Source organism: Tamlana crocina (assembly GCF_012037625.1).
Map to the genome: position 1 here is coordinate 1 of NZ_JAAVJS010000119.1, position 551 is coordinate 551.

The 551-nt window shown below is 44.3% G+C and carries 1 pseudogene; it reads left to right on the top strand.

Annotated features, from left to right (window positions below):
* A pseudogene (locus HC176_RS15900) lies at positions 1-224 on the top strand (peptidoglycan DD-metalloendopeptidase family protein); the annotation flags it as partial.
* Between the last annotated feature and the right edge of the window lie 327 nt (positions 225-551).

Sequence of the window (551 nt, forward strand, 5' to 3'; positions counted from 1 at the left end):
CTCTTAAAGATTTAGAAGTGGGACAAATTGTGAAGCAGGGAGAGCAGATCGCGGCTCTTGGTAATCCTTCCGAAAATGGCAATTACGCACCACATTTACATTTTCAGATCATTTATGATATGGAAGGCAAAGAAGGCGATTATCCCGGCGTGGCAAGTAAAAGGGAAATAGGTCGATATCTACAAAATTGTCCCGATCCTGATCTGTTGGTGAAGATTGGGTAACTCAGTTCCGTAGGGCCCGTAGGGACGATAGGTTGGTAGATCCCGTAGGGACGGTAGATAAGGAGAATAACATTATTTCCAGAGAGGGAAGAAGTCAATAAGTCCAATAGGGACCAAATATGGGTAGAAAACATTTTAGCCATAGAACACCTGTGCCGTAGGTACAGCATATAATTAATCGATGGTTTTCCCGGATATGGCGAAATGGTTGATAGCCCAGTAGGGGCGGTAGATCGGTAGCTGGCGTAAAAAGTGGACCAAGACAGTTCCGTAGCACAATAATTAAAGATACTCCCCAGAGGATATAGTAGAAGGAAAGTCCCGTAG